The following is a 16,530-nucleotide window of genomic DNA, read 5'->3' on the forward strand; positions in this document are numbered from 1 at the left end:
CTGAACCCAATTGAGTTCATTATAAACCAATACACCTTCAGAAACAATATAAATCAGTTACTTTGTTTTTTTATATATACAATTTCCAATAGTTTCTCCCGCCAGAACTCTGGTTTCAAAGCCTTCTCCGGTCTGTTGTATTATATCATCATCTATTTTAACCATATTCTTTTTAAAAATCACAAGAACAGTAGAACCTCCGAACTTAAAAAATCCTTTTTCATCACCTCTTGAAACACGTTCTCCGGGAGTATAAGTCTGAATTATTGAGCCTACTGAGGTTGCTCCCACTTCTATGTATAGAACATCCCCAAAATTGTCTGTTTTGAATATGCTGTATTCCCTTTTGTTTCTGCAGAAGAGTTCAGGTATTTTCTTTAATGCAACAGGATTTACAGAGTAGTATTCACCTTTTATTTTTTGTGTTTCCATACACTTACCGCTGTCAAAAAAATGGAACCTGTGATAGTCTACAGGGCAAAGTCTTAATATCAGGTAAGTACCCCCATTGTAATCCTGAGCCAGTTTTTCGTCCTGAAGGAGTTCACTTAAACTGTACGTCATTCCTTTTATCTGAAGAAGTTTTTCCTTATCTATATTTTCCCATGCCTGAAGTCGCCCATCCCCCGGAGCCAGCAGTTTTTCTTGGGCCTTATCAAATTTCCTCGCAGAGGGTTTCAGTTTTCTGGCAAAGAAATCATTGAAGCTGTTGAAATCCTCCAGCTTGTTTTCACATTCATTAATATCTATTGAAAATTTATCTGCAAAACCCTTTATAGTTTTGCGGCTTATTTTCCTGTCGCAGAAAAATCCCGTTAAGGCAGAATATAACTTACGTTTTACAAGGAGTTCCAGTCCAAGCTTTCCTCTTCCTGTTGTGTACAGGGCATCAAGAAGGTTGCCCCCTGCTACCTGCTCAATATCATATTGTTTGGTTTTTCTATTATAAATCTGAATCATTGTATTCTCTTTTCTTTAAATAATTTTTACTCTTAATCAGAATTTTATATTATTGAGAAAATTAATGCAATTTAAAAAACTCCTCCTTAGCATGTTATTAGTTAATGCCAAGAAGGAGTTTTTTTAGTCATTTTATTTATATTACAGTTTACTTGTATGGGTCTATTGTTTGAATAGTTCCGTCCTCGTTATATTTCAATTCAGTAAATTTAACGCATCTCTTATTATCACGACCGCCTGATAATGAGCTGTCATGGTAGAACAGATACCACTTATCCTGATACTGAACTATTGAGTGGTGAGTAGTCCATCCTACAACAGGTGTAAGTATTTTGCCTTTGAATACAAAAGGTCCTTTTGGATTTTTACCTACTGCGTATACAATGGTGTGGGTTGTACCTGTTGAGTAGGAAAGATAGTAATTGCCGTTGTACTTGTGCATCCATGGGCCTTCAAAATATCTTCTGTCTTCATCACCCGCAAGAATTGGATTACCATCTTCATCAACAATGGATATCTCTATAGGCGCTTCTTTGAATGTGAGCATATCATCGCTCAATTCAGCTACTCTTGGACCTATAGCCGGTGCTGATGCATCCGGGCCTTCAGCGTTAGGGTTAAAGCTGCCAGTTTGCCACTTTTCAAGTTGACCGCCCCAAAGACCACCGAAATAAATGTATGCTTTATTGTTATCATCCACCAGAACAGCAGGGTCTATGCTGAAGCTGCCGGGAATAGGCTCTTTTTGAGCTGTAAATGGACCTGAAGGGGATGAACTTGTAGCTACTCCGATTCTGAATATACCATCCTTATCTCTTGCAGGAAAGTACAAATAGTAGGTATTATTTTTGTAAGCAGCATCCGGTGCCCACATTTGCTTTGATACCCATGGAACATCTTTCATGTGAAGGGCTTCACCATTGTCAATGCAAGGTGAGTTTAAATCATCCAAAGACAATATGTGATAGTCTTCCATCATATACTGGTCTCCGTTATCGTTTGAAACTATATCCTCGTCAAGGTCATGAGAAGGATATATATAAATTTTACCTTCAAATACATGTGCAGACGGGTCTGCTGTATAAATGTGTTCTACTAGAGGTTCTTTTTGTTTTACAATTTTCTCCATGCGACTTTCTCCTTAATTAACATAATAGTTATAATAGAGTTAACAGTTACCATTATATCAAGATTTTATTAACAATCAATCATAATTTGATAAGCTTTGTTTTTATTGCCCCTTTAAATTTATATGTCAATTTCAGGATTTTATCTCATATAAGATTTTGCAATAATCTTCTACTACTCACATATTGGATATTTAGTTGTATCCCAGGTCCTTCCCTCACTCTTAAGGAATGCATCGTTTACATTAAAGTATTTATATGAAAGAGCAGCATTCTGTTTGGTATATATAGTATCCCATGTACAATCAAGATGATAATATTTACCCTCTATTTTTACTATATTCCAAGCGTGCGCTCCGCCTGCCCACCCATGGGCTACCTTGATGCACTCAATCCCTGCCCTGTTGAGAAGGATGTTCATTGTATCTGCGATGGCATCGCATGCACCCTTCTTATCTATTAGAACGCCGTATGCACCTGTATATACTCCCAGAGTATAATTTGTATTTTTACAAATATAGTCGTGAAGAGCCTTCTCCTTTTCCAAAGGAGTCATATCAGGTGTTACAACTGAAGCAATGATTTGATCCGCCGTGGTCAAAAACGATGTTATTTCCGCCTTTGTCTGGCTAAATCCCCAAAAATCAATTTTAATGTTGTCATTGAACCTTGTGTAGCTTGAATAGTCTCTTATTGAATTACCACTCAAATCAAGTTTCGTAAGTTTTCCCAAGTAGGACAAAGTTGAAAAATCTTCTATGGCATTATCGCTTAAATCCACATCTTGCAGATTCGTAAGGCTACTCAGAGAGGTTATATCCTTGATATTATTGTACCCCAGTCTCAAGGTTGAAAGATTCTTTAATACTGAAAGAGAGCTTATGTCTTCAATTTTACATGAATACATCGATAGGCTGGAAATATTTGTATTAAAGTCCTTTATACAGCTTATATCCATTAATGGATTACGATCAACACCCAGATTGTTTAAATTTGTAAGATTCTTCAAAGGACTTAAATCTGTTATCTGGTTGCTCTCTAAGCCTAACATGTAAAGCTTTGACAGTTTTTCCAAAGGAATCAGACTTTTAATATTGTTGTAGTTCAAAAATAAGTATTGGAGGTTTGTCAGCTCACTAAGCTGTGATATGTCTCCCACCTGGTTGTCGGTCAAATATAGCATAAACAGATTCTTTGCATATTGAATGCCTTCAAGGGAGACTATGTCCAGATACTTTGCATTAAGATATGTGATTTTCAGCATATCACTTTTGAGAATGTCTCCGGTGGGTTTTGAAATAGCACTCCTAACTGCTTTCTCCAAATTGGGATCAGCAATATAAACTATATCTTCTGTCTGAACAATAAGTGTTAATTTAACCGTACCTTCATAGCCTTCAACCTTACCTTCAAAATTCTGTGTACCTTCTATGGTCGTATCAACACTAGTAGTGTTCCATTCAACGGGTAAATCCACCACAGTTCCGTCATATCTTTTTGCCTTGACCGTAGCCGGCAGGTCATAAGGTTCTCCCTTCTTTACGGAAGCTCTGATATCCTCAATGGTATATTGCGGAACTACTGTAACAGTTACATAAGCTTTCTGCAGGAATCCCTTTACAATACCTTCTACCTTATACTCTCCTGCTTTGGTTACATCCAGCATCTCTGTGTTCCATGTTACATTGTCAAAACCCAGTTTATATGTACCATTGGATAATTGTGCAGCCACAGTAACAGGCATCTTGACTGAGCCGTATTGAGGGACGGTAACCGGCATTCCGACAAAAGAAACTATCGGAGGATTTACATTCACAGTCAATGTCATCTCCCTTGAAAATCCCTCAATCCTGCCTACAAATTTAAAGTTTCCCAGAACACTTAGGTCAATAACTGACGGTGTCCATATTACAGGAACCCGCGCGGTACCTCCTCCTACAATGTTCACTTCTACTGTTTCAGGTAATGAATAGTCAATCCCCTGATATGCATCTTCACCCCATGCATAATATTTAAGTGAAGCAATCTCTCCCGCTACATTTAATGTCAAAGCCACCTGCAGTGACAGTCCTTCTATCGATCCGACATATTTATATGTACCCGGATTTGTGGTGTCTGCTGTTTGAGAGTCCCAGGCAACTTCAACCTCGTAACCTGTACTGTCTGCCGGAAAGTAAGGAAGTGTCTGCGGCAACACATACGCTTGTCGCAGAACCGTATAAACTACAGGGTTGACTATCAGATTCCAATTAATTTTCTCGGAATAACCTGCAATGCTACCAACAAGCTGGTATATTCCCTCATTATGAGTGTTTATTTTTGCTGACTGCCATATTACCGCAACATCAGCCCTGCTTCCATCAGCCAACGTTGCAGGTATTGTTTGAGGAAGTGAATAAGAATCACCCTCATTAATGAAAATGGTACCGTTTGGATTTTCTACGCTTAGTACCTCGTTCCCATTTGCATTCGCAATGAAAGGATTGTACAATGAGGACATTGTTATAAGCAATGCCAGAACCATAGTAAGTAAAACTCGTAACTTGCTGTAACTATTCATTAGTTACCTCCTATTTGAATTTTGGTATTACATGTAACATTTTACAATATAATCAATCTAATTGTAAATTATATACAATATACGTTTCCAAAATACTGGAAGTTACTATTACAATCAATCATAAAAATACATTTTAACAGTCTTTTATTAATTACTTGAAGAATCTTTTTGCTTACCCGGGCCTCCGAAACCGCCTTCAGGTCTGAAGCCCCTTCCACCTCCCGGGCCAAAGCTTTTTTGAGTTGTTACTCCGTTTTCATCCAACCATGTAACTGAGCCGGTTGCTTTAAAGTCTATAAGCTTTGTCCCTGCCTTGTATACTCCCCCCGTTAATGAGCCTCCTGCATATAATGAATAAGAGGAATCTTTCTTCAATAAAGGTGAAGATATAACCACCGACTGGTATTCTTTTTCGGGAGCATATGTTGTAATTGTATTTCCCTTGCTGTCTTGGAGGTGAACTATGGTTCCTGCTTCCTGTAGGTTCGGAAAATACATATTAATTGAGTTCTGCGATGACTCTTCTGAAGGCGCCTGTGCCATTCCTGAACTGCCTGCTGCAATAAGTAGACCACCGCTAATTTTAAATGTACCGTTGTAGTCAATAGCACCATTATTATTGGATGCCGGCCCGCTTACTACTACTTTACCATTTGTCATGACCATTGAGCCGTTGGAATCCAGTCCGTCCCCTGATGAATTAACAGATATATTTCCTCCGTTTATATATAACATACTGTTTGCAGATACAGCATCCGGTCCCTGCCCCAGCTGGCCTGGCCCTCCGGGCACTCCGGCTTCTTCTGGCTGTCCGACTCCTCCGGGTTCTCCAGGTCCACCTGTTCCTGCCGAACCGTCGTTTCCTCCATTAATATTTATACCGTCATCGTCTGATTTAATATTTATTTCTCCGTCTGAAATGGTTACGACCATACTCTCTATTCCTTCATAGCTTTTTGTGATATTGATTTTACCGTTATTAATATCTATATTGGAATCTGCATGTATTCCGTCGTCGCCGGATGCTATCGTAATGTCTCCGCCGGACACAGTGGCAGAGTTGCTGCTGTGTATTGCGTCATCAGAAGTATCTATTTTGAACGTTCCCCCCGCTATATCTATGTTGGACTCTGCCTTGAGACCTTTGGCACTTGGAGTTTCTGTTTCAGTGCTTTCTGTCTCTGTGTTGTTATCCCATCTTCCCGGTGCTTTCCTGTCATCAACTGATTTTTTAGTGCCGTTCGCACTGCCGCCACCACTTAATATGTTTACGTTTCCGTTTGTGATGAGCATGGATGTTTCTGCCTGAATTCCATCTGTTTGAGTTGTCAGATTGAGAGTTCCTCCCTGAATAGCAATAAAACCTTTTTTCTCATCCGTATCGTTTGTAGACTTTATTCCGTCTCCCCCGGCTTTAACAGTAATGCTTCCGTCTTTTACCAGAACCATGTCTTTACCTACTATTGCGTCATCCTTTGAGTTAATGTTAATACTGCCCCCAACTATTTTTAAGTCGTCTTTACTTGAAATACCATCGTTATAGTTTGCATTTACCGTTAATTTTCCTGTTCCGTTAATTGTCAGGTTGGCTTTACTGAATATTGCCGAATCGGGTTCTTTATTTGCGGTATCATCTAAAGTATAATTTTTACCGTCATTTAACGTATTATCAGTCCCTTCTTCCATAGATAGCACTGCCTTGTCTGCGTTTTTTATATAAACAGGCGCACTATTGCTGCTGTTTATTTCCGCACCGTTCAGAACCAATCTTACAGTCCCCTTATCCTTAGAATCAACAATAATCTGGCCATCATTCATTTTCCCGCTTATAACATACGTTCCCGCAGTAGCAATTGTCACCTTGTTTTCTTTTAATTCTGCTCCTGAACCTGTTAGAGTTGCTGTTGCTCCATTTAGCTTAACGTAAGTTGGGTTCTGATTTTCCCATTGGGTATAATTATCATCGGTGTCATAAGTAATCATGTCATTTGTAACCTTTATTACTTTACTGCTTTTTACACTACCGGAACTGTCGGCAGCAGACTGTGTTTCATTTGCAGACTGTATTGCAGAATTACCGCAGGAAGCCAATAAAAACAGGCTTAATGATATGCTCAGTAGTTTACAGCGTCTGAATTTTCTTTTCATTTAGACCATCTCCTTTGTTTTGTCAACTTAATATAACGATTGTTGAGTATCTGCACACATAGATAATGTAATATTCATATTTCCATTTCTGCACCTCAATGCGTCCAGAAATTCCTTCTGGCTTTTTCCATTTTCCATAGTCACTGTATATACCAGTTCATAGAGACTTCCCATATCTGTTGTTTTCACCTTTTTAAGTTCAAAATCTGTAGTATAATCCTTAAATATATCATCAAATGCTCCCTCATAATCTAAGTCTTCGGGTATGGTTATTTTAAGCATCTTTTGTGATGTTTTTCTTAATCCATATTTAAATACACTCAGTAACAACATCAACAAGCATAAAATAACCGTAAAGGTTACTGCATACCCGTAGTATCCTGCACCACATGCAAGTCCGGCAGCCATTGTGAAAAGTACATAAGCTATATCCTTTGGGTCACCGGGAGCACTTCTGAACTTTATGATTGAAAATGCACCTGCAAGACTGAAGGCTCTTGCAATGTTGCTGCCTATAAGAAGTATGATAATTGCAATTACCGTAGGAGTCATAATCAGTGTTAGTGAAAAGTTTTGCGAATATCCGAATTTACTGCTGGTTTTCATATAGGTTATACTGATAGTCCCGCCCAATATAAAAGATACTAATATTGTTAAAAAGCAATTTGTTATTGATATTGTAGTACTGGCTGATGTGGTATTGAAAAATGATTCAAACATTTAATGACCTCTCCCTTCATTTCCTCTTTACTATTTAAATATTTTTGATATTCTTTACCATATTTCGAAAAACTTGTTTTATAAATGTTGTTTTCGGACAGTAATTTGGACAACCATAATGGTACACTCTTTTCCGCCTTAACTTCCATTAACCATTTCCCATTTTCAAGTAACTGTGTCCCATAATCACCGCTTTCTAATTTGAGATCTTCTCTCCTTGTTCTGATATTAGTATCAAAGGTTATTCTTAAATCTCTGGAATCCTTGCTGAATAACGCTTTTCTGTCATATGCAAGATAGAGCTTAGGCTCAAGCTCATAAAATTTCAACATGTAATCGATTTCATTCAGCACCTGTCTATTCATATATTCCTTGTAATCCGGCTTAATTCCCGTTTCCACAAAAGAGTAAGCTTCGTTTAGCTTTAAGGTTGTCCTTCTTTTATTTACTATTCCGCAGAATTTTTTCTTAATTTCCAGATAAACCTTTGAATCCTCTTTTGGAACTCCATATGCCCTTAACCTAAGCTTCTCCTTATATTTAGGCTTTGATAGGGACTTTCTGATTAATATATTATCCTTTGTGTCATAGTAAATATTGCAGATAGTATATAATTCATGTTTCTTGTTATATTCGTCCAGTTCCATATAACGCAGAAGCTCGTTTTGGATTATTTTATAAACTGATTCATCAATAAGAAACTTGCTTTCATACCTGTTAAAAACCTCAACAGCCATTCCATATCCCCTTCCTTTTTTCTACTTTCCTTCCATGGCTCTTATTTTATTGGTGGAAACTTAAACAAACCTTAAATATTTGAAAGTTTTTGCTCTTTTTTGATTTAAGATTGATTTAAGGTTGCCCATGCTATAATACTAATGTAAGAATTTTTCCGGGTTGGGAGCTGAATTAATATGAGAATTTTAATCGTAGAAGACGAAATCCACCTTGCAGAAGCTTTATCGCAAATTTTAAGAAAAAACAATTACACTGTTGACATTGCCTATGATGGCAGCACCGGCTTGGATAACGCTTTAAGCGGCATATATGATCTAATTTTACTGGATATAATGCTGCCAAACATGGATGGTATTAGTGTATTGAAACATATAAGGTCGGAAAATATATTAACACCTGTAATACTTCTGACCGCCAAAGGCGAAATAGCCGACAAGGTTAAAGGTCTGGACAGCGGCGCAGATGATTACCTTCCAAAGCCCTTTGCAACCGAGGAATTACTGGCAAGGATTAGAGCTACCTCCAGAAGAAAGGGTGAAATCGTATCTGACACCACTATGAAATATGGCGATATTGAGCTGAATACTGCCACTCTTAAATTAACCTGCGGAAGTAGGGAAATTAAGCTGATACTAAAGGAAAGCCAGCTGTTGGAGCTTTTGATTATGAGAAAAACCTCTGTCACTTCCAAGGAAATAGTTATAGAAAAGCTTTGGGGCTTCGACTCTGACGCAGAACATAATAATGTTGAGGTTTATATATCATTTTTAAGAAAAAAACTTGCTTTTTTGAATTCTTCCGTAGTTATAAATACTGTCAGAGGTGTAGGCTATACTTTGGAGGCGAGGAATAATGTTTAAAAAACTTAGAAATAGATTTTTAATTTCAAATCTTGTAATTATATCGGTTATGCTGATTATTTCCTTTGCTACTATATATTTGATAACCTACAACAATGTAAGTTCCGACATTAATATGGAGATTCACAGAATGGAAGATTCACTAAAGCATAATACTATAGGCCCCCGACCACCTGACTTTGGAAATGGTAAACCAGAGCGGGGTGATTTTGGCCCAATGCGTGAACGCACAATTTCCTTTATGATTGAAACAGACCTCCAGTGGAACATAACTGACAAAACATCTTCGTTTAACATAGATGATGAGCTATATGAAAGTGCTAAGGAAAAAGCGATTTCACAAAATCATAAAACCGGGAACTTTAATATTGAAAATGAACACTGGACGTTTTCAATAACTCCTATAATGAACGGATATCGTCTGGTTTTTTTGGATACGACCTCCCAATATGGAATTCTGAAAACTTTGATTTATACCTTTTTGTTTGTAGCGCTGTTTATGTTTATAATAATATATTTTATTAGCAGATTTTTTGCAAACAGATCCATAAAACCTGTTCAAGAAGCCTTTGAAAGACAGAAGCAGTTCGTTGCAGATGCCTCTCACGAACTAAAAACGCCTCTTGCTGTTATTAATACAAATGTAGATGTTCTTTTGTCTAACACACAGGATACTATCGACAGCCAATCCAAGTGGCTGAATTATATAAAATCTGAATCCGAAAGAATGGCAAAACTGACAAATGATCTTTTATATCTTACACAAATGGATGATTCCGATAATAAAATGATTTATTCCAATTTCAACATGAGTGACGCAGTTGAAAATATTATCCTTACAATGGAAGCGGTTATATTTGAGCATAATCTATCACTCAGATATGAATTGGAGCCTACACTTTTTATCCATGGCAATGATGAGCAAATCCGACAGGTAGTAATGATTCTCCTGGACAATGCAATAAAATATACAAATAAGAATGGTACCATATCAATAGCACTTCACAAACAGAATACCGACATTATTCTGTCAATTACCAACACCGGAGAAGGAATTGCACCGGAACATCTGAAAAAGATATTTGACAGGTTCTATCGTACGGATAAATCCCGTTCAAGGCAGCTTGGGGGCTATGGTCTTGGCTTATCAATAGCCAAAGCAATTGTTGACCAACATTGCGGCAAAATCTATGCAGAAAGCACAGTAAATGAAAGAACAACCTTTTTTGTGAGACTTCCGATGAGTTTATAGAACGGCCCGGTATAATTGACCGTAAATTATTTTTAAGATAGTATACTTGTACGGAGGTGTTCATTTTTGATAAATAAAACTTTATTTCAGTGTCCTAATTGTAAAAAACCTTTAAATAAAGGGCAAAAACAATACTTTTGTCCAAACGGACACAGTTTTGATATAGCAAAACAAGGTTATGTAAATCTTCTTCTTTCAAGTCATATTGGGACAGGCAAACCCGGAGACAGTAAGGAAATGATTAAAAGTCGCAGAGAATTTCTTGACAAAGGTTATTATCAGGAGTTTTCTGATACCCTTAATAATATGGTCGTTGAAACACTGAAAGCTGAACATTCTGAAAATATCAGTATTTTTGATGCAGGTTGCGGTGAAGGCTACTATATCAGCAGATTGAGGCAAAAATTCTCTTATTTTAATAATACAAAGAATTTGGACATGTACGGTATAGACGTGTCTAAATCTGCTATACAATATGCTGCTGGACGTGACAAGGATATACATTTTGCGGTTGCAAGCAGTTACCATGTACCCATACTAAACAATTCCGTTGATTGCATTTTATGTATCTTCGCCCCCAGAGATGAACAGGAGTTCAAGCGTATTTTAAAACCTTCCGGGAAGCTGTTAGTAGCTGCACCCGGCCCCAGACACCTGTATAGTCTAAGGAAATTTATCTATGATAGTCCGGACACAATAGGTCAGAAGGGTACCGTGGAAGAAGGCTTTAGTCTTCTGGAACATAAAATCGTGTCTTACTCAATCACTATCAACGACAAAGAGGACATTTACAACCTGTTCAATATGACTCCTTACAGCCGGCACGCTGATTCTGAGACTGAAAATAAACTCAAAACCACCGAAGAATTCAGTACGGAAGTAGAAATTAATATAAGAGTGTACCATAAAGCTTAAATACGAAATATACCCAATAGAAGGCTTCTTATAATGAAAAATTCAGAAGCCTTCTATGCGTTTATATTATTTTATTAATGCTGAAAAATTTCTTTTGTTTATTTCATAGGTTCCTGCATCCTCAAATTTAGGTACTTGTCTTCCTAATGTAAGGTCATTCAACCTTCTTATTGCAAGCTCTCCCCATATTTTTTGCCTCTGTACTACTATGGAATGAGCTTTGCCGGATTTCAGCAGTCTTACGGATTCTTCACTATTATCAAAGCCTACTATCTTTGCGCTTACATTGACTTTTTGTGTCAGTTTTTCAAGAACCTCTGCTCCTTGGAAATCAACATAGACAATACAGTCTATATTCTCATTTTGAGCCAGTATTTCTTCCAAGCCTTCTATTCTTTCATGAAGCTGCCCTCTGTCTACTATTCTTACAATCTTAATGTCAGGGTATTTTTCAATAGCTTTTCTAATGCCTTTTATTCTCTCGGCCATATTTTCAAAAGTGGAGGAAGCTGTAGAGATTACTATGTTTCCTTTTCCGTTGAGGCATTTTATTAAACTTTCCCCCAGGTTTAATCCGGCAGAGAAGTTATCTGTGCCGATAAGTTCACTGATTCCGCAGTCAGCCAGATAATTGTCTATATTTACGATCTTTATACCTTTTTCAATAGCTTTTTTAACCGCTTCCCTAACCTCCGGAGAATCTATGGGTATAAGTGCTATACCTGAAACACCTTTTTCTATACACTCTTCAATTAAACCCGCTTGAATATTGGGCCCCCATTGTTTTGGATTCATCTGTATTATATCTACTCCAAGTTTCTTACCTATTTCATCAGCACCTTTTAAGGTATCTGCGAAAAATGGTATATCCAAAATAGAAATAATGGCAAAGGTTTTCCTTGTTTTTTCTTTTTTATCAAATATGTATTTGGTTAATTTGTTGTCCAAACCTTCCACTACATTTTTCAAATCTGCTGAAAGGCCCATGAGTACGTCTGCAGAATTGTTCCGGCTATACATGAGTGATGTTATTTCCTCTGATGATGCAGCTGTCTCTGCGGCAACAACTGATATATTCTCTATTGAATCTGCCAGAATAGTTTTAAAACTATCCAGCTTGTCCATACCTTTTACAACATTATTAAGCTGTAGAAACAATTCATCAGATGCTTCTGATATACTGCTGAAAGCCTCATTGGTTTGATTAACAGCACCTATCTGATACATGATTGTTTGTGTTATGGTGTTTATTTTCTCCGTTGTATTTCCAACCTTTTCCTGAACACCTGCTATTGTCTTAGCTATATTATTAGCTGCCTCAATACTCTTTTCTGCAAGTTTCTTAATTTCACCGGCCACTACGGAAAAACCTTTTCCTGCCTCTCCTGCTCTTGCCGCTTCTATACTGGCGTTCAATGATAATAGATTGGTCTGGTTTGCTATGGCAGTTATGATTTCAGTTATTCTGGTAATGTCCTGAGCCATAAAGCTTAATTCCTCTATACTTTTATTTATATCAGCAACATTGGTTTCTGAAAGTTTACTCTTATCCAGCAGTTCTGAGATACTTTTTTTACCTGAATTAGTCATACTCTGTACAAGCTCTGCCTTAGCTGACATCTGTTCAGTTGATATTGAAACCACTTCAACCTGGTTAACCATTTCTACAGACATTTTATAACAAGCCTCAGAATCCTGTGCCTGATGTATTGCACCTTCGGTAACAGCACTCGTTGCCTTAGATATGTCCTTGGAGTTTTCCCCCCATTCATGGAATGTTTCCATTACGGTATTTATCATATGATTTACATCGTTGGAAGATGAATGAACCTCAGACAGCACCCCGTTAAATTCTTTGATAACACCTGCAATAATATTGGTTACTTCGTTCAGTTCTTTTGTGCCCTTTGCTTTCATATCAACAGTTAAGTCTCCCTGTTGAATGTGTTTTAGCTTTTGTACTATTTTTTTGATGTCTTTAATGAATACTCCGTAAAATGCATTTTGAAGAACAACAGCCAATACTGAAAGTCCAATTATTGCAGCTAAGGCAATCTTTAATCCCATTGTTGAAAAAGAAGAATTGTTTAAAAGCAGGAGTAGTATTGCTGATAGTGGCAAAATTACAAGAATTAACTGAACTATGGTAATTATGGCTCTTAGTGAAGGTTTTTTCATAATGAAAGCACTCCTTTGGCTTATATACTAACACATATTGGTAGTATAGCCTAAATTTCGTATGAATTCTAGCATTTTTTCGACAAATTTACCGAATTATTTACAGCAAATTTACTAGCTTCATCCACTACAGCTTTCTTTGGAGTTATTAACCTAATTAAAGGCCTATGGACTAAATTCAGCAGGAATGCCGCTACAACAGATGATATAACTACCAGCGTTACATACAAGAGGTCATTGGTGATATTTATTATTATATCTGATTTATATAGCAACAGAAAAAGATAGTGTATCAGATACAGTTCCAAGGATATCTTTGAAAGAAATCTGAGTATTATATTACTAAATGTAATCTTCATGCAAAGTATAAAAACAACCGCTACAAAAAGTATTACCGCCGGAAGCTGAGTGAAAAAGCATATCAAGCTTTCAGGGTATCCGGAAGCAGTTTCAGTTTGTGCGTAATATGAGAATTTTCCAATGGTATAATTTGAAATCTTATACATAACCACAAACGCTGCAATAGCTACAGGCAATATTACAGCATAATATTTTTTTACTATTGCTATTAGTCCCTTCTCAAATCTAGCTATGAGCATCCCAATATAAAACAGAAAACAAGTATTGTACCACCATTCTCCCTGCAGCCACCATGGCCCATGTCTCAGAATAATGCTTAGTATTATATAGCAGACAAAAAATATTGTCATAGACACAAATGCTGTTTTTTCATTTTTTATATATTTAAATATAAAATAAAAAGCTATGTAAAAAATCACCACTGCCACTATGTACCACGCATGGGGATTAATAAGCTGTATACCTGTAAGAGTAAGGATTATTTGCATTAAAGAGGGCTTTGGGTTTAATGGTAAAATTATAGACATATAAATTAAGGTTGTAATATAAAACGGGACTAAAACAGACGGAAGTCTTCTACCTATAAAGCCTTGCATATAATTACCTTTGGTCTTGAAGCTTTTTATTAATCCATAACCTGAACAGAAAAAGAATATTCCTACGAATAAAACTCCATATTCATTAAAAGGAGACAATTGCTTAGAATCGGATAAAACTTGAGAAATGTGGTGAATAATAATCAGAACTGCACAGAATCCCTGTAGCATCTTTGTACTATCCAGGGACAAAAAACCGTCATCCCAGCCCCTTATCCGGATTTTTGCTCCAAAAAGGAGAATCACAGCAAGTACCGCATAAATACTTATCATAGCTCCCACCTGACTTTCTATTTATATAAGTAAATTTTATTTCCATATTCTCCTGTTAACAATAGATTAATTTGCTGTTTTGGTAAATTGCTTATTGGAATAAATTGTTGTATTTTCATTGGTAAGTTTTATACGTTTTTGTTGAAACTAATTAGTAACTGTACTCTTGGACAGAGGTGATTTTTTATTACAAATAACTTTACTTTGATTTTGGTATTATCAGCAGGATTACTGACTTTTTTTTCTCCTTGTGTGATTCCTTTTATTCCTGCTTATGTTTGCTATCTTACGGGTTCGATCATACCGGAAATAAACCCCGCAAATGCAAAACTCAATGTAATTATCAGGTCAGTTGCATTTGTTCTTGGGTTTACTTTTGTTTTTATTATTATAGGTGCATCTGTGAGCATTCTTGGAGATTTGTTTTTGAAGAATATAGATCTCATTCGTAAAATCGGAGGCGGTTTGATTATTTTATTAGGTCTTCACACAGCAGGCCTTTTTAGACTAAAAATACTGTACTATGACAAGCAACTTATTCCTATTGGAAGCCATCACAAAAGGCTTGGGGCATTTTACTGGGGAATGGCCTTTGCAACAGTGTGGACTCCCTGTGTAGGCCCTATATTAGCATCTATTTTTAAGTACACCGGTAATATGCTTACTATGGGAAGGGCTATATTACTATTGTTGCTTTATGCCTTTGGTCTTGCCATACCATTCCTTTTAACTGCGCTGGCTATTGGTAGCCTGTCTCACTATCTGGGGAATTACCATAAGTACTTTCCTGCTTTTTCAGCCTTCAGCGGTATTCTATTAATTGTATGGGGCATCTTTGTTATTATGGACAAATTGTCAGCTTTAAGCCGTTATTTTATTTAAAAATAAAAAAATACAATCCCCCAAATAAGTTTGTCACCTATTCGTGGGAATTGTATTTTATCTACAATTTGTATTAGATTGTTGTCCAACCACCATCAACTGATAAGAGCTGTCCTGTAGTATAGCTGGATGCATCGGAAGCAAAATAAACGATAGCACCGTCTAATTCTCCGTCTCTTCCTGTTCTTCCCATCGGACAACTTGCTTTGATAAGATTGTGGAAATCTTCATTTGCAAGAACATCATCTGTCATTTCGCTTGGAAAATATGCAGGGCCGATTGCGTTAACTGTAATGCCGTGTTTAGCCCACTCGCTTGCCAATGATTTTGTTAACATTTCTACTGCGCCTTTTGTAGTACAGTATGCAGTTATAGGAAGTCCCGGCATTGCAACGGTGCTATGTATTGAACCGATGTTAATTATTTTACCGTATTTCTTTTCAAGCATAATCTTTCCGACTTCACGTGCAAAATAGTAAACTCCATTTATGTTAACACTCATCATTGTCTGCCATAATTCATCTGATTGTTCTTCAGCAGGCCCTGTTAAACCAATACCGGCATTGTTTACCAATATATCAATAGTTCCAAAGTATTCTTTAATCTCATTAACTGCATTTTTAATATCAGCACTGTCTGATACGTCACATCTTACTGCAAAGCAACGTACTCCAAGTTCTTCAATTTGCTTCTTTACCACTTGTAATTTTTCAACTCTTCTTGCAACAATAGCAATATCAGCTCCTTGTTTTGCAAGAGCCATTGCAAACTGAACTCCCAAACCTGAAGATGCTCCTGTAACAACTGCTATTTTTCCTGATAAATCAAATAATCCTGCCATAACTTAGCTCTCCTTATACTAATAAATTTTCGTATGCTTAATATAATTTATAATAAAATTGTACTTTATTTGTTTATTTTTTGTCAATCTTATGTTGTTTTGCATTACGGTAATTAGCTA

The 16,530-nt window shown here is 36.8% G+C and carries 13 protein-coding genes; 4 read left to right on the plus strand and 9 right to left on the minus strand.

Annotation, left to right across the window (positions count from 1 at the left end):
• Positions 1-57: 57 nt before the first annotated feature.
• The 6 genes from CLO1100_RS15215 to CLO1100_RS15240 form a co-directional block, all read right to left on the minus strand.
• Positions 58-960: a phosphatidylserine decarboxylase gene (locus CLO1100_RS15215; RefSeq protein ID WP_014314655.1), complete on the minus strand. Its 903-nt coding sequence runs from the start codon at positions 958-960 to the stop codon at positions 58-60.
• Positions 961-1,108: 148 nt separating this feature from the next.
• Positions 1,109-2,089, minus strand: a complete 981-nt coding sequence (locus tag CLO1100_RS15220; RefSeq protein ID WP_014314656.1) for a glycoside hydrolase family 43 protein — start codon at positions 2,087-2,089, stop codon at positions 1,109-1,111.
• A gap of 173 nt (positions 2,090-2,262) precedes the next feature.
• Positions 2,263-4,647 carry an Ig-like domain-containing protein gene (locus CLO1100_RS15225; RefSeq protein ID WP_014314657.1) on the minus strand — a complete coding sequence of 795 codons (2,385 nt, stop codon included), beginning with the start codon at positions 4,645-4,647 and terminating at the stop codon, positions 2,263-2,265.
• A gap of 147 nt (positions 4,648-4,794) precedes the next feature.
• On the minus strand, positions 4,795-6,795 hold the full coding sequence (locus tag CLO1100_RS15230; RefSeq protein ID WP_014314658.1) for a carbohydrate-binding domain-containing protein: 2,001 nt from the start codon (positions 6,793-6,795) through the stop codon (positions 4,795-4,797).
• Between the two features lie 27 nt (positions 6,796-6,822).
• The gene (locus CLO1100_RS15235; protein WP_014314659.1) at positions 6,823-7,515 is read right to left on the minus strand and encodes a DUF4956 domain-containing protein; all 693 of its coding nucleotides are present in this window, start codon (positions 7,513-7,515) and stop codon (positions 6,823-6,825) included.
• The gene (locus CLO1100_RS15240; RefSeq protein WP_014314660.1) at positions 7,464-8,252 is read right to left on the minus strand and encodes a polyphosphate polymerase domain-containing protein; all 789 of its coding nucleotides are present in this window, start codon (positions 8,250-8,252) and stop codon (positions 7,464-7,466) included. The genes CLO1100_RS15235 and CLO1100_RS15240 overlap by 52 nt, the downstream gene beginning before the upstream one ends.
• 177 nt (positions 8,253-8,429) lie before the next feature.
• Here CLO1100_RS15240 and CLO1100_RS15245 point away from each other — a divergent pair, with 177 nt between their 5' ends.
• The 3 genes from CLO1100_RS15245 to CLO1100_RS15255 all read left to right on the plus strand — a co-directional run bounded on the left by CLO1100_RS15245 (position 8,430) and on the right by CLO1100_RS15255 (position 11,280).
• Positions 8,430-9,113 carry a response regulator transcription factor gene (locus CLO1100_RS15245; RefSeq protein WP_014314661.1) on the plus strand — a complete coding sequence of 228 codons (684 nt, stop codon included), beginning with the start codon at positions 8,430-8,432 and terminating at the stop codon, positions 9,111-9,113.
• A complete protein-coding gene (locus CLO1100_RS15250) occupies positions 9,106-10,365 on the plus strand; it encodes a HAMP domain-containing sensor histidine kinase (protein ID WP_014314662.1) in 1,260 nt (419 codons plus the stop codon). Before CLO1100_RS15245 ends, CLO1100_RS15250 begins: the two co-directional genes overlap by 8 nt.
• A gap of 66 nt (positions 10,366-10,431) precedes the next feature.
• Positions 10,432-11,280, plus strand: coding sequence for a putative RNA methyltransferase (locus CLO1100_RS15255; RefSeq protein ID WP_014314663.1), 849 nt, complete (start codon positions 10,432-10,434; stop codon positions 11,278-11,280).
• A gap of 66 nt (positions 11,281-11,346) precedes the next feature.
• Here the strand turns inward: CLO1100_RS15255 and CLO1100_RS15260 are convergent, their stop codons facing one another.
• A complete protein-coding gene (locus tag CLO1100_RS15260) occupies positions 11,347-13,458 on the minus strand; it encodes a substrate-binding domain-containing protein (protein WP_014314664.1) in 2,112 nt (703 codons plus the stop codon).
• Positions 13,459-13,526: 68 nt separating this feature from the next.
• Positions 13,527-14,687, minus strand: coding sequence for an acyltransferase (locus tag CLO1100_RS15265; RefSeq protein WP_014314665.1), 1,161 nt, complete (start codon positions 14,685-14,687; stop codon positions 13,527-13,529).
• Between the two features lie 210 nt (positions 14,688-14,897).
• Here CLO1100_RS15265 and CLO1100_RS15270 point away from each other — a divergent pair, with 210 nt between their 5' ends.
• Positions 14,898-15,569: a cytochrome c biogenesis protein CcdA gene (locus tag CLO1100_RS15270; RefSeq protein WP_014314666.1), complete on the plus strand. Its 672-nt coding sequence runs from the start codon at positions 14,898-14,900 to the stop codon at positions 15,567-15,569.
• 73 nt (positions 15,570-15,642) lie between these two features.
• On the opposite strand, the gene CLO1100_RS15275 is transcribed toward CLO1100_RS15270, so the two are convergent.
• Entirely contained in the window at positions 15,643-16,410 is a 768-nt protein-coding gene (locus CLO1100_RS15275; RefSeq protein ID WP_014314667.1) for an SDR family oxidoreductase, read from the minus strand.
• Positions 16,411-16,530: the final 120 nt, after the last annotated feature.

It is taken from the genome of Clostridium sp. BNL1100 (assembly GCF_000244875.1).
In the GTDB taxonomy this organism is placed as follows: domain Bacteria; phylum Bacillota; class Clostridia; order Acetivibrionales; family DSM-1351; genus Ruminiclostridium.

Excerpts from the sequence above, each read along its gene's own strand:
- CLO1100_RS15225 (WP_014314657.1), bottom strand. The coding sequence starts at position 4,647 with ATGAATAGTTACAGCAAGTTACGAGTTTTACTTACTATGGTTCTGGCA.
- CLO1100_RS15215 (WP_014314655.1), bottom strand. The coding sequence starts at position 960 with ATGATTCAGATTTATAATAGAAAAACCAAACAATATGATATTGAGCAG.
- CLO1100_RS15260 (WP_014314664.1), bottom strand. The coding sequence starts at position 13,458 with ATGAAAAAACCTTCACTAAGAGCCATAATTACCATAGTTCAGTTAATT.
- CLO1100_RS15275 (WP_014314667.1), bottom strand. The coding sequence starts at position 16,410 with ATGGCAGGATTATTTGATTTATCAGGAAAAATAGCAGTTGTTACAGGA.
- CLO1100_RS15265 (WP_014314665.1), bottom strand. The coding sequence starts at position 14,687 with ATGATAAGTATTTATGCGGTACTTGCTGTGATTCTCCTTTTTGGAGCA.
- CLO1100_RS15230 (WP_014314658.1), bottom strand. The coding sequence starts at position 6,795 with ATGAAAAGAAAATTCAGACGCTGTAAACTACTGAGCATATCATTAAGC.
- CLO1100_RS15240 (WP_014314660.1), bottom strand. The coding sequence starts at position 8,252 with ATGGCTGTTGAGGTTTTTAACAGGTATGAAAGCAAGTTTCTTATTGAT.
- CLO1100_RS15245 (WP_014314661.1), top strand. The coding sequence starts at position 8,430 with ATGAGAATTTTAATCGTAGAAGACGAAATCCACCTTGCAGAAGCTTTA.
- CLO1100_RS15220 (WP_014314656.1), bottom strand. The coding sequence starts at position 2,089 with ATGGAGAAAATTGTAAAACAAAAAGAACCTCTAGTAGAACACATTTAT.
- CLO1100_RS15235 (WP_014314659.1), bottom strand. The coding sequence starts at position 7,515 with ATGTTTGAATCATTTTTCAATACCACATCAGCCAGTACTACAATATCA.
- CLO1100_RS15250 (WP_014314662.1), top strand. The coding sequence starts at position 9,106 with ATGTTTAAAAAACTTAGAAATAGATTTTTAATTTCAAATCTTGTAATT.